General features: G+C 72.5%; 12 protein-coding genes. 5 read left to right on the top strand and 7 right to left on the bottom strand.

The genetic code is table 11. From position 1 onward, the window contains the following. Positions 1–495: 495 nt before the first annotated feature. Both ACSHWO_RS27240 and ACSHWO_RS27235 read left to right on the top strand, forming a co-directional pair. On the top strand, positions 496–864 hold the full coding sequence (locus ACSHWO_RS27240; protein ID WP_361091720.1) for a hypothetical protein: 369 nt from the start codon (positions 496–498) through the stop codon (positions 862–864). After that, positions 857–1,294: a hypothetical protein gene (locus ACSHWO_RS27235; protein WP_385848537.1), complete on the top strand. Its 438-nt coding sequence runs from the start codon at positions 857–859 to the stop codon at positions 1,292–1,294. Before ACSHWO_RS27240 ends, ACSHWO_RS27235 begins: the two co-directional genes overlap by 8 nt. On the opposite strand, the gene ACSHWO_RS27230 is transcribed toward ACSHWO_RS27235, so the two are convergent. The 3 genes from ACSHWO_RS27230 to ACSHWO_RS27220 form a co-directional block, all read right to left on the bottom strand. Beyond that, a complete protein-coding gene (locus ACSHWO_RS27230; protein ID WP_361091726.1) occupies positions 1,284–1,790 on the bottom strand; it encodes a GNAT family N-acetyltransferase in 507 nt (168 codons plus the stop codon). The genes ACSHWO_RS27235 and ACSHWO_RS27230 overlap by 11 nt on opposite strands. Positions 1,791–1,827: 37 nt before the next feature. Beyond that, positions 1,828–2,343, bottom strand: coding sequence for a sigma-70 family RNA polymerase sigma factor (locus tag ACSHWO_RS27225; protein ID WP_361091729.1), 516 nt, complete (start codon positions 2,341–2,343; stop codon positions 1,828–1,830). A 93-nt stretch (positions 2,344–2,436) separates the two neighbouring features. Next, entirely contained in the window at positions 2,437–3,633 is a 1,197-nt protein-coding gene (locus ACSHWO_RS27220; RefSeq protein WP_438315804.1) for a glycerophosphodiester phosphodiesterase, read from the bottom strand. 304 nt (positions 3,634–3,937) lie between these two features. Between ACSHWO_RS27220 and ACSHWO_RS27215 the strand changes: the two genes are divergently transcribed. Beyond that, the gene (locus tag ACSHWO_RS27215) at positions 3,938–4,567 is read left to right on the top strand and encodes a lysophospholipid acyltransferase family protein (RefSeq protein ID WP_361102247.1); all 630 of its coding nucleotides are present in this window, start codon (positions 3,938–3,940) and stop codon (positions 4,565–4,567) included. Between the two features lie 45 nt (positions 4,568–4,612). Here the strand turns inward: ACSHWO_RS27215 and ACSHWO_RS27210 are convergent, their stop codons facing one another. The 3 genes from ACSHWO_RS27210 to ACSHWO_RS27200 all read right to left on the bottom strand — a co-directional run bounded on the left by ACSHWO_RS27210 (position 4,613) and on the right by ACSHWO_RS27200 (position 8,339). Continuing rightward, entirely contained in the window at positions 4,613–6,160 is a 1,548-nt protein-coding gene (locus ACSHWO_RS27210; RefSeq protein WP_438319286.1) for a membrane-associated oxidoreductase, read from the bottom strand. A gap of 71 nt (positions 6,161–6,231) precedes the next feature. Beyond that, entirely contained in the window at positions 6,232–7,791 is a 1,560-nt protein-coding gene (locus ACSHWO_RS27205) for an MFS transporter (protein ID WP_438315801.1), read from the bottom strand. After that, entirely contained in the window at positions 7,788–8,339 is a 552-nt protein-coding gene (locus ACSHWO_RS27200; RefSeq protein ID WP_361102226.1) for a TetR/AcrR family transcriptional regulator, read from the bottom strand. Before ACSHWO_RS27200 ends, ACSHWO_RS27205 begins: the two co-directional genes overlap by 4 nt. A gap of 84 nt (positions 8,340–8,423) precedes the next feature. Here ACSHWO_RS27200 and ACSHWO_RS27195 point away from each other — a divergent pair, with 84 nt between their 5' ends. After that, positions 8,424–8,942, top strand: coding sequence for an HAD domain-containing protein (locus ACSHWO_RS27195; protein ID WP_438315797.1), 519 nt, complete (start codon positions 8,424–8,426; stop codon positions 8,940–8,942). A gap of 99 nt (positions 8,943–9,041) precedes the next feature. Further along, positions 9,042–10,241, top strand: a complete 1,200-nt coding sequence (locus ACSHWO_RS27190) for a hypothetical protein (protein WP_438315794.1) — start codon at positions 9,042–9,044, stop codon at positions 10,239–10,241. A 176-nt stretch (positions 10,242–10,417) separates the two neighbouring features. Here the strand turns inward: ACSHWO_RS27190 and argH are convergent, their stop codons facing one another. Beyond that, positions 10,418–11,845: an argininosuccinate lyase gene (gene argH / locus ACSHWO_RS27185; protein WP_438315791.1), complete on the bottom strand. Its 1,428-nt coding sequence runs from the start codon at positions 11,843–11,845 to the stop codon at positions 10,418–10,420. Positions 11,846–11,865 lie beyond the last annotated feature (20 nt).

Genomic DNA, 11,865 nt, shown 5'->3' with positions numbered 1-11,865 from the left:
CTATCCGTTCCGTTTCCTGCCGCTGCCGTGCAGCGGCGGGCCGGACGGGCTCGGCCGGTCTCGCTTCGGGGCGCGAGACGGGAGGAGAGGGGCCCTCAGAAGGCGCACATTCGACACATACAACGAGCACCGGGCGTCATCGTCGCCTCGGTCGCAAGGGTGCGGCTGCTCGTCGTGGTCATGGGCCCCAGTAAAGCAGACATGCCCCTTCTACGATCAAAACTGTCCGCATAGCGGACACAATTCGGCCGTATACCGGACGCCCGATGCATCCCAGCCCCTGCCCCGAGGCGCCGCTCCGACCCGCTGACCTGCACGGATCCTCGGCGTCCCGGATCCGCGCCAGGCCGCCGGCAGGCCCTGCGCCGGCCCGTCAGCGGGCCACCCTGTGGTCAAGACCACTGTCGGGGCCGGGCAGGGGGCCGGGTGCGGCGCACGGGGGCGGGGCACGGGGGCGGGCGCAGCGCCCCGGGCGGCCCGTAATACGCTCGCTGCATGCTCGACGCCCTGACGGTCGCCCTCGGCGCGGCCGCCCTCGCCCTCGCCGCCTGGTGCGGCTACGCCGCGCTGCGGGACCAGCCGACCAAGGACTGGCACTTCATCGGCATGGGCGTGGTGAGCCTGCTGGCCCTCGCCCAGCTGGTGGTCGGCGTGGTCATGCTGGCCTCGGGCGGGAAGCCCGACGAGGGTTCGGTGATCTTCGTGGCCTATCTGCTGGGCGCCTTCGCCGCGGTCCCGGCCGCGGGGCTGCTCTCGCTGACCGAGCGGACCAAATGGGGTTCGGTGACGGTGGCCGCCGGCGCGGTCGTCCTCGCCGTCCTGGAAGTACGGCTCTACGACATCTGGGGGACCCCCGGTGCCTGACACCGACACGACCACCGGGCCGGCCGACGGCAGCGCTCCCGCGGCGCGCAAGCGGCTGGTCTCCGGACCGGGGCTGCTGCTGGTCTGGGTGTACGGCGTGATCACGGTCGGCGCGGTCTCGCGCTCCGTCTACCAGATCTCCACCGAGTTCGACCGGGCGCCGCTGCCGTACACGCTGACCGGCCTGGCCGCCCTGGTCTACTGCTTCATCACGTACTCGCTGGTGCGCGGCGGGGAGACCGCCCGCAGGGCGGCGCGGCTGTGCTGCGCCGCCGAGCTCGCCGGCGTGCTGATCGTGGGGACGTGGACGCTGGTGCGCCCCGAGGCCTTCCCCGACTCCACCGTGTGGTCGCAGTTCGGGATGGGGTACCTGTTCATCCCGGTGGTCCTGCCGGTCACCGGGATGCTCTGGCTGCGCGTCAGGCGCTGACCGCGAAGTCGGCGGCGCCCGCCTCCTTCTCCAGGATCAGCAGCTTCACGCCGTCGCTGGCGGTGCGTCCGCCGACCTGTACGTAGCCGGCGTTGTGGTAGAGGCGCAGGTTGGACTCGCTCTTGTGGCCGGTGTGCAGCCGGAAGCGGGCCGGGGCCCCGTCGCGGGCCGCGAGGGCCTCTTCGACGGCGCGCAGCAGCCGGGCGCCGAGGCCGTGGCCCTGCATGCGCGGGTGCACGCAGAGCTTGGCGATCCGGCCGGTGCCCTCCTCGTCGATGCTGCCGCGGACGGCGCCGACCACCTCGTCGCCGAGCCGGGCGACGAGTACGGTGCCGGACGCGAGCTCCGTCCTGAGGGAGTCCAGGGACTGGGTGAGCGGCTGGATGCGGTAGTTGCCGTACAGCTCGGCCTCGCGCTGGAAGGCCAGGTACTGGAGTTTGAGGATCTGCTCGCCGTCCTCGTCCACCGCCGCCGAAATGGTCACGCTCATGCCCATATGCGCACGCCTCCTGCTCACCTGGTAGCCCGCTGGTCTACCGCTCCCTTCCCCGAAGGCGAGGAGCCGCAACCTCCGCCGCGAGCATTCTGCGCAGACATCCCAGGCAGCGGGAACGGACCGGCCCCAAACTTCCTTGTGAGATACCCAACTCCCCTGCGATTTCACGGTATGTCAAGTCTCTGGGCGAGAGAAGTGCCTGCATCAGCTCCGGGCAGCGTCCGGGCAATCGGGCGACCGCCGATCGGAGGGCCCGCTTCTCCTCCCGGTGCATCAGGGCCTCTTCGGGCGCGGCGCCGGCGTTCCCGGGGCGGCAGCCGTACGGGATCTCCCGGCGGGCGCGCCGCCGGGCGACGCGGGCCTCGGCGCGCACGGCCCGACGCAGCCAGCGGGCCGGTTCGGCGGGGGCGGGGCCGTGTTCCAGCAGCCTGACCCAGACGGCCTGTTCCAGGTCGGCCGCGTCCACGCCGGTGCCCGGAGCCTCTGCGGCCGCCTCGGCGGAGAGCAGCGGGCCCAGTTCGTTCAGCAGATCGGAGTCCTTCAGCAGGTCCATGCCGGGCGGGACGCGCGGGCCGTGCCGGGCGGTTTCCCCGCCCGGCACAACTCCCCCGAAGGCGGTGTTCCGGCTGTGGGTTGACGTCTGCCGCTAGTGACCGCGGCCGGGGCGGAAGGCCTCCGCCGCGAGCAGCCCGGTGTCCGGGTTGTCGGTGAAGATGCCGTCGATGCCCTGCTCGAAGTAGGTCCGGAAGGCGCCGAAGGCGTCGCCGTACGCGGCCGGGTCGGTGCCCTTGCGGTACTCGGCGGGCAGGAAGTTGTTCTCGTTGCGCGCGGTGTAGGGGTGCAGCACGAGGCCCTGCGCGTGGGCGTCCTTGACCAGGGTGGTCGGGGTGCCGAGCCGGCCGGCCGCGTCGCGGGGCAGGATCAGGTCCAGGGTGGGGCCGATGCCCTGGGCGAAGCGGGCGATCCACTTCAGCCCCTCGGGCTTGACCAGGTCCGCCACCGTGCGGGGGTCCTTGGCCTGTTCGAAGTCCCAGGGGCGGGTGTTCGCGGCCCCGAGCAGGACCACGCGCGGCGCCGACACCAGCCGGCCGAGGCGCTGGATGCTGGACGGTTCGAAGGACTGCAGGAACACCGGGGCGCCCCGGCCGTCGCGACCGTAGCAACGCAGGAGCCGGGCGAGCGGCTCCTCCAGGCCGAGGCCGAGGGAGCGGAAGTAGCTGGGGTGCTTGGTCTCGACGTGCAGCCAGACGCGCTTGCCGCGGCGCCCGCCCTCCCGGTCGGCCCAGCGCAGCACCTCCTCGAAGGTGGGCACGTCCCAGCGGCCGTCGTAGAGGGTGCCCCGCTGGCGCAGGGCGGGGATGCGCTCCTTGGCGCGGAGGGTCTTCAGCTCGGCGAGGGTGAAGTCCTCGGTGAACCAGCCGGTGACGGCGACCCCGTCGACGGTCTTGGTGGTGCGACGGGAGGCGAACTCGGGGTGGTCGGCGACGTCCGTGGTGCCGCCGATCTCGTTCTCGTGACGGCACACCAGGTGGCCGTCGCGCGTGGGCACGAGGTCCTGCTCGACCACGTCGGCGCCCAGGTCGAGGGCGAGGGCGTACGAGCCGAGGGTGTGCTCGGGCCGGTAGCCGCTGGCTCCGCGGTGGCCGATGACCAGCGGGACGGGCAGGTCCTCGTACCCGCCGCCGTGGCGCGCCTGCCCGGCTGCCGCCGCCTCCGCGGACCGGCCCGGCTCGGCGGGCTCCGCCGCGTGCGCGGCCCCGGTGCCGAGCCCGGCCGTGCCGGTGCCCGCCGCCAGGACGACCGCCCCCAGGACCGTGCGCCGTGCTGCCCCACCCTGCGTCATGAGTGCCACTCCCGTCGTCTGAGGGGCCCCGGCCCCCGGCCCGGCAGTCCGGCGGCCCGGCGGCCCGGATCGGACTGCCGATCGTAGGCAGGAGCCGGTGGCGGACAGGGGGGTACCGGCCGAACATGGCGCGAACGTGCGTCAACACGGGGTTTCGACCTCGTGAACCCGATGTGCGAGCGCACCTGACCCACGAGTATCGTCCTCACCTGCACGACCGCCGTGTCGTGCGAAGCCGCTTCTCGATGCCGGAGGGCTCACGTTGTTCCGTACCGCGCTCATCAAGGCCACCGTCGGACCGGTCATGCGCATGATGTTCCGCACCCGTGTGGAGGGCATCGAGAACATCCCCGGCTCCGGCCCGGTGATCCTGGCGGGCAACCACCTGACCTTCATCGACTCCATGATCCTGCCGCTGGTGTGCGACCGGACGGTCCACTTCATCGGCAAGGACGAGTACGTGACCGGCAAGGGCGTCAAGGGCCGCGCCATGGCCTGGTTCTTCACCGGCGCCGGCATGATCCCCGTGGACCGCGACGGTGCCAACGGCGGCGTCGCCGCCCTGATGACCGGCCGCCGGATCCTGGAGGAGGGCAAGATCTTCGGGATCTACCCGGAGGGCACCCGCTCCCCCGACGGCCGTCTCTACCGCGGCCGCACCGGCATCGCCCGCCTGACCCTGATGACCGGCGCCCCCGTGGTCCCGTTCGCGGTCGTCGGCACGGACAAGCTCCAGCCCGGCGGCAAGGGCATGCCCCGCCCGGGCCGGGTCACCATCCGCTTCGGCGCACCGATGGAGTTCTCCCGCTACGAGGGCATGGACCGCGACCGGTACGTGCTGCGCGCCATCACCGACTCGGTGATGGCCGAGGTCATGCGGCTGTCGGGGCAGGAGTACGTGGACATGTACGCCACGAAGGCGAAGGCCGCCTGACCCCGCCCGGCCCGGGGCGGCCCACGCCCCGGGCCGCAGTACGGCCTACTGCCGCTGGAGTGAGCGGCTGACGCCCGCCGCGGTCGTCGTGGCGAGCACCCAGCCGGTCACGATCAGCAGGTACGACAGCCACTGGCCCCAGCCGCGGGGCGCGAAGGCCTGCTCCTGGCCGAAGCCGATGATCGGCAACAGCAGGTCGAGGGTGTAGAAGACCGGGTTGAACTCGGGAGCCTCGCCCGCCTTCAGCGGCGGGGGCGGCCGCAGCCCGTACGCGAGCGAGCCCGTCAGCAGCAGGGCCAGCAGCCAGCCCGCCGCGCGCAGCGGCCGGAAACCGTAGCCCACGGTGGCGTCCTGGAGCACCCCCCACAGGCGGGTGTGCCGGGGCAGGGTGCGCCGGTGCCGGCGCAGCTTGGCGAGCTGCACGGTCCGGGCGGCGGCCTCGTCGCCGGTGGTGCGGTAGGCCGCGGCCAGCTGCTCGTAGGCGTACGGCAGGTAGCCGGACTCCTCGCGCTCCAGGGCGGGCAGCCGCTCCCCCGGCGGCAGGTGCGGGGCGAGGGTGCGGTAGGTCAGGCCGTCGATGCGGATCCGGTCGGGCCAGGTCCCGGGTTCGACGTGCAGCAGGTCGAGGGTGGAGCGGCGCAGGTTCACCGCGCCCTGCACCGGCTCGCAGCGGTTGAGCCAGAGCTCGCCGATGGTGCAGCTGGAGGCGCGCAGGGCGGTCTCGCCGGGGGCGTGGAAGCGGGCCCGGGTGAAGATGACCTGGCCGGGGATGCGGGAGCCGGTGAGGTTGACCATGCCGCGGGCGTCGAGCCGGTGGGCGCGCAGGTCGGTGCCGACGGTGAGGGTCTCCGCGTGCAGGGCGATGCCGCCGGGGGCGTGGAGGCGGGCGCCGTCGAGCTGGATCTGGCCCCTGACGGTGGCGCCGTTGATGCGGGTCTGGCCGTGCACGGTGAGGCCCATGGCGATGACGTCGGTGCCGATGTCGGCATGGTTGAGCTGGAGCGGGGGCCCGTCGGCCGCCTCGGCCGCCGGGGTGGCGTCGGTGGTGCCGGGATCGCCCGGGGTGCCGGTATCTCCCGGGGTGCCGGCGTCGCCCGGGGTGCCGGGGGTGCCGATCACGGCCCGTTCCAGGAAGAGCCCGCCGGATATCCGCGCGCCCTGGAGGCGGAGGCGTCCGGTGACGCGACAGCCGGTGAGCCTGAGGACGAGGTCGGCGCGGAGGTTGGCGGCCATCAGGCCGGGCAGAACCGAGTCGGACAGGACGAGGGCGCGGAGCTGGGCCCCGTACAGGACCGGGGTGCGTTCGAACCAGCAGGCCTGGAGGCGGATGCCGTGCTCGATCGTCGCGTACGTCCAGTCGATCGCGCCGGTGATGCGGGCGCCCTTGACCGTGAGGCCGCAGACCAGGCCGTCGGCGGGGCTCCCGCTCAGCAGGAGGGCGATGAGCACCTCGGCGCGCAGGGTCCGCTCGGGGCCCCAGTCCGCGCCGTCGGCGGCGTCCTCGTCGGGGTGCTCCCGGAAGTCGACGCCCTCACCGCGCGGGAAGGCCTCCCAGACGCGGCGCTCGGCGGTGGTCAGGTCGGTGATCTCCATCGCGGGGATGGTGTCGCGCACGTCGACGGAGTGTCAACCGCGTGCACGACACCACCCTTTGGGTGTACGGCTCAGTGGTGGGCGGCGGCGCCCTCCTGCAGCTTCTGCCCCCTGAGCAGGAACCAGGCGGCCACGGCGGTGGCCAGCAGGACCAGGGCGCTGACGCCGGAGGCGTAGTGCAGGCCGTCCACGAAGGCGTCCCGGGCGGAGTCCAGCAGCGTGCGGCCGGTCTGCGGGTCCAGTGCGCCGGAGGCTTCGACGGCGCCACCCAGCGATTCGTGCGCGGCGTGGGCGAGCGGCGCGGGCACCCCGGCGGGGGCGGTGAAGCCCTGGTAGACGCCGGTGACGACGGACCCGAGGAGGGCGATGCCGAGGGCGGCGCCCAGCTCGTACGCGGTCTCGGAGACGGCCGAGGCGGCGCCGGCCTGCTCCTTGGGGACGCTGGAGAGGATCACGTCGGCGGTGACGGTGAAGGAGAAGCCCGCGCCGAGGCCGACGACGAGCAGGGACGCGCCGAGCAGCGCGTAGCCGCTGTCCTGCCGGACCAGGGTGAGCGCGCCCAGGGCCAGGCCTATCGCGCCGAGGCCGCCGGCCACGACGGACCGGACGGAGAACCGGCGGGCCCACTGGCCCGCGACCAGGCCGGTGACGACCGCGCCGATGGCGGCGGGCAGTTCGGCGAGGCCGGCCTCCAGCGGCTCGCGGCCCTGGACCAGCTGGAGGAACTGGGAGAGGAAGAACAGCAGGCCGGAGAGGCCGAAGACGGTGAGGAGGTCGGCGACGACCGCCCCGGAGAAGCCGCGGTCCTTGAACAGCCGCATGTCGAGCAGCGGCGCGGGCAGCGCGAACTGGCGGCGCACGAAGGCGTACAGGGCGCCCGCACCGATCACGACGGCGAGGCCGGCGTCCCAGGTGGCGCCGTGGGTGGCGGCTTCCTTGACGGCGTATACGACGCCGATGACGCCGACGAGGGAGAGGGCGACGCTGATCAGGTCCCAGGGCCCGGCGACCGGGTTCTTGGACTCGGGCAGCAGCTTGACGCCGACGAGGACCAGGACGATCATCACGGGCAGGTTGATGAGGAAGACCGAGCCCCAGTAGAAGTGCTGGAGCAGCGCCCCGCCGACGACGGGGCCGACGGCCGCGCCCGCGGAGGCGGTGGCACCCCAGATGCCGATGGCGAGGCTGCGCTCGCGCGGGTCGGTGAAGATGTTCCGGATCAGCGCGAGGGTGGACGGCATGAGGGTCGCGCCGGCCACGCCGAGCAGGGCCCGCGCCGCGATCATCATCTCGGGGCTGCTGGCGTGGGCGGTGAGGACGGACACGGCGCCGAACGCGGTCGCACCCGTCAGGAGGAGCTTCTTGCGGCCGATGCGGTCGCCGAGGGAGCCCATGGAGACGAGCAGGCCGGCGATGACGAAGGAGTAGATGTCGCCGATCCAGAGCAGCTGGGTGCCGGACGGTTCGAGGTCCTCGGAGAGGGACGGGGTGGCGAGGCCGAGGACGGTGGCGTCGACGGCGACGAGGAGGACGGCCAGTACCAGCACGGCCAGCGCGAGCCAGCGCCCGCGGCTGCCGCCCGCACCGGTCTCCACCCCCGTCCGGGGCTTCAGCTGCTCGGTTGCGGTCATGTCCTATCACTCCGTTGCGCGCCACCGAGCAGAAGCTCGATGATCATGTGTTGGAAGTCCTTGGAGGCCACGCGGCCGTCCATGACGGCCCAGGCGCAGGTGCCGATGAGCCCGTAGAGGGCCTCGGTGAGCCAGGCGGGGCTCAGGTCGATCCGGATGTCGCCCTCGGCCTGACCGCGCCGGAACAGTGCGCCGACGCGGGCGTCGAGCCGGGCCCAGCCCTCGTTGACCTGGTCGCCTTCGAACAGCTGGTTCTCGGTGACGAGGAAGGCCAGCAGCTCGGCGTTGTCCTCGCTCTCGGCGACGAGCCGACGCAGCGCCTCCGGCGCGGTGCCCTCGTCGAGGCGCGCCCGGTCGAAGGCTTCCTCGAACTCGCGGATGCCGAGTTCCTCCAGGGCCCGTACGAGGGCGTCGCGCCCGGCGAAGTGCCGGTGGAGGGTCGCGCGGCCGATTCCGGCGGCGCGGGCGACCTCGTCCATCGTGGCGGTCGACTTGCGGGAGAGCAGGGCTGCGGCGTCGCGGAGCACCTGGTCACGATCCATGGCCATGAGACAACGATACATCAAATGAGACGTCGATGTCTCATTTTAATGGACGGGTGCCCTCGGGGTCCGGAAAGGAAGACTCTGCGCATGACGACGAAGCCGCTGCTGCTGATCGACGTGGACGGACCCCTGAACCCGTACGCGGCGCAGCCCCAGCGCCGCCCGGCGGGGTACGCCACCCACCGGATGCGGCCCACGGGATGGACGGAGGCCGAGAGCCGCAAGCCGCTGCGCGTGTGGCTGAACCCCGCGCACGGCGCCGCGCTGCTCGCCCTGGCCGGCTCGTACGAGCTGGTCTGGGCCACCACCTGGAAGGACGAGGCGAACGACTGGATAGGTCCGCACCTGGGCCTGCCGCGGCTCCCGTTCATCGACTGGCCGCAGATGCACGGCCGCGCACCGCGCGGCACCTTCTGGAAGACGCAGTACGTCCTCGACTACGCGGGCGAGAGGGAGTTCGCCTGGGTCGACGACGACATCACGGATCTGGACCGCGAGTACGTCGACCAACGCCACCCCTTCCGGGCCCTGTTGATGCGGATCGACGAACGGATCGGGCTGGCCCGGCCGGACTTCGAAAAGCTCGCCGAGTGGGTGGCGGGGTGACGGCGCGGCAACTTTGATCACGGCTCCGGGAGTACCTAGCATGCCCATGCCACCCCCATGCCACTTTCCCCGCGCCCTGCCGCCCGACGAAAGCGACCCATGCGCATCCAGCGGATCCTCGCCACGACCGCCGCCCTCACCTGCCTCACCACCCTCTCCGCGTGCAAGGAAGGCGGCCAGGCGGCCCCACCGGGCGCATCCGCCTCCTCCGCCCCCTCGGCCTCCGCCGGGGCGGCCGGGGGCGCGGCCGCCGACGGCCCGCTCGTCAGGGCGCAGCAGTACATGCGCCAGTGGGCCGGGTGCGAGAACCTGAGCGCGAAGGCCGACGACCCGAGGATCCCGCGGGGCGCCTTCCCCAAGGTCGGGCAGTGGTCGGTGACGGAGATCGGCGTCTGCAGCACCACGGCCGAGAAGAGCGACATCGTCATCGCCGTCCCCGGCGACATGAAGGAGTTCCAGGCGGGCTACAAGAAGTACGTCATGGACAGGATCGCCGGCGGCGACGGGGCCTACGGGCTCTTCAGCAACGTGATCGTCGGCAAGGACTTCGTCGCGTTCCCCACCCTGCCGAAGACCTCCATGGCCCTGGTCCGCTCCGAGATGCGCGTCCTGACCTGCAACCCGACCGCCCCCGTACCCCAGGGCTACAAGCGGGAGAAGCCCCTGGTCGAGGACTGCAACCTCAGCGACTTCGTCCCCGCCGAGGACGGCTCGGGCAGCCCGAACTTCGAAACGCCGCAGAACCCGTCCGGGCAGGAGAAGCCCGGCCAGCCGAAGAACGGCAGCCTCGGGCTCCCGCGGGCGGGCAGCATCGCCGAGCTCCGCGCGCTCGTGAACAACAGTCCCCTGGCCTGCAAGGAGCACTTCTCCACCGATCCCGAGGCGGTGGCGATCGAGTCCATCGACTACCAGCCGGCGATCAAGGGCAACGCGGCGGACTGGGGCGTGACCGGCCGCGCCCTGTGCGGCCAGCCGGCCGGGGAGCGGCGCGCCCACGCCCTCAGCTGGCTCGACACCGTCGGCGACATGAGGAAGCTCCAGACGAAGGCGAAGGCCGCCCAGCAGGCCGACCTGAAGGACGACGGGAAGCTGCGGGCGACCGCCAGCATGCTGCTCGTCGGCGAGAACATCGCCGTCGAGACCAACGACCGGGCGGCCCGGTTCGTCCTGTACCAGCAGCAGTTCCTCTACCTGAACTGCACGCCCGGCTTCTCCGCCCCGTCCGGGTACCGGCTGGAGAAGTCCCAGGTCGAGGGCTGCGTCCTGACCAACTACGAGCCGGACCACCCGGTGGGCTGAGCACGCGGCGCGAACGCGACGGAGGGGCGGCCGGAGCCAGGCTCCGGCCGCCCCTCCGGGCATCCCGCGGCGTGCGGACGTACAGGGCCCGGGCCCCCGAGGGGGCGAAGGGCGTGCGGGCCCGCAAGGCCGCGGACGTACGGGGGCAGCCCCTGCGGCTGCGGCTGCGGCTGCGGCTACTGCTTGTGCACGGCCCAGGCGTGCTGGATCACGAGGTCCGCCTTGAGCTCGGTGAGCTGGAGGGCCACCGCCGAGGGCGCGGTGCCGCCGCGGCCGTTGCGCGAGGCCAGCGCGCCGGGGACGTTCAGGACCGTCCGGACCTCGGGCGTCAGGTGCTCGGAGATCTTGGCGAACTGGTCGTCGGTGAGCTCGTCGAGCTCGATGCCGAGCACCTCGCACTCCTTGACGCACTCGCCGGCCACCTCGTGCGCCACCCGGAACGGCACGCCCTGCTTGACCAGCCACTCCGCGATGTCCGTGGCGAGGGAGAAGCCGGCCGGAGCCAGTTCCTCCATGCGCTCCCGGTTGACCGTGAGCGTCGCCATCATCCCGGTGAAGGCCGGGAGCAGGACCTCGAGGGTGTCACAGGAGTCGAAGACCGGCTCCTTGTCCTCCTGGAGGTCCCGGTTGTAGGCGAGCGGGAGGGCCTTGAGGGTGGCGAGCAGACCGGTCAGGTTGCCGATGAGCCGACCGGACTTGCCGCGCGCCAGCTCTGCGATGTCCGGGTTCTTCTTCTGCGGCATGATCGAGGAGCCGGTGGAGAAGGCGTCGTGCAGGGTCACGAAGGAGAACTCCTTCGTGTTCCAGATGATGACCTCCTCCGCGATCCGGGACAGGTTGATCCCGATCATGGCGGTGATGAAGGCGAACTCGGCGACGAAGTCGCGGGAGGCCGTGCCGTCGATCGAGTTGCCGACCGAGCCGCGCTCGAAGCCGAGGTCCGCGGCGACCGCCTCCGGGTCCAGGCCCAGCGAGGATCCGGCGAGGGCGCCGGATCCGTACGGGGAGACCGCGGTGCGGGTGTCCCACTGGCGCAGCCGCTCGGCGTCCCGGGACAGCGACTGGACGTGGGCGAGCACGTGGTGCGCGAAGAGCACCGGCTGGGCGTGCTGGAGGTGGGTGCGACCGGGCATGGCCACGTCCGGGTGGGTCTCGGCGAGGCCGACCAGCGCGTCCTGGAGCTCGGCGAGCAGGCCGCCGATGATCCGGGCGTGGTCGCGCAGGTACATCCGGAAGAGGGTGGCCACCTGGTCGTTGCGGGACCGGCCGGCGCGCAGCTTGCCGCCGAGCTCGGCGCCGAGCCGCTCCAGCAGACCGCGCTCCAGGGCGGTGTGCACGTCCTCGTCGGCGATGGTGCCGGTGAAGGAGCCGTCGGCGACGTCCGCCTCCAGCCGGTCCAGGCCGGCGATCATGCGGTCGAGCTCGTCGGCGGTGAGCAGCCCGGCCTTGTGCAGCACGCGGGCGTGGGCACGGGAGCCGGCGATGTCGTAGGGGGCGAGGCGCCAGTCGAAGTGGACGGACGCGGAAAGCTTCGCCAGGGCCTCGGCGGGGCCGTCGGCGAACCGGCCGCCCCAGAGCCGGACGTCACCGTTGTTGCTGCTCACTGCTGATGCTCCTCGATCGC

The organism is Streptomyces pallidus (ex Mingjun et al. 2026) (assembly GCF_051550185.1).
In the GTDB taxonomy this organism is placed as follows: domain Bacteria; phylum Actinomycetota; class Actinomycetes; order Streptomycetales; family Streptomycetaceae; genus Streptomyces.
Note: the sequence above shows the minus strand (reverse complement) of the source record. Positions and strands in the feature narration are given on the sequence as shown.

Coding starts and splice junctions, on each gene's coding strand:
- ACSHWO_RS27240 (WP_361091720.1), top strand. CDS start 496: ATGCTCGACGCCCTGACGGTCGCCCTCGGCGCGGCCGCCCTCGCCCTC.
- ACSHWO_RS27230 (WP_361091726.1), bottom strand. CDS start 1,790: ATGGGCATGAGCGTGACCATTTCGGCGGCGGTGGACGAGGACGGCGAG.
- ACSHWO_RS27225 (WP_361091729.1), bottom strand. CDS start 2,343: ATGGACCTGCTGAAGGACTCCGATCTGCTGAACGAACTGGGCCCGCTG.
- ACSHWO_RS27220 (WP_438315804.1), bottom strand. CDS start 3,633: ATGACGCAGGGTGGGGCAGCACGGCGCACGGTCCTGGGGGCGGTCGTC.
- ACSHWO_RS27215 (WP_361102247.1), top strand. CDS start 3,938: ATGCGCATGATGTTCCGCACCCGTGTGGAGGGCATCGAGAACATCCCC.
- ACSHWO_RS27210 (WP_438319286.1), bottom strand. CDS start 6,160: ATGGAGATCACCGACCTGACCACCGCCGAGCGCCGCGTCTGGGAGGCC.
- ACSHWO_RS27205 (WP_438315801.1), bottom strand. CDS start 7,791: ATGACCGCAACCGAGCAGCTGAAGCCCCGGACGGGGGTGGAGACCGGT.
- ACSHWO_RS27200 (WP_361102226.1), bottom strand. CDS start 8,339: ATGGCCATGGATCGTGACCAGGTGCTCCGCGACGCCGCAGCCCTGCTC.
- ACSHWO_RS27195 (WP_438315797.1), top strand. CDS start 8,424: ATGACGACGAAGCCGCTGCTGCTGATCGACGTGGACGGACCCCTGAAC.
- ACSHWO_RS27190 (WP_438315794.1), top strand. CDS start 9,042: ATGCGCATCCAGCGGATCCTCGCCACGACCGCCGCCCTCACCTGCCTC.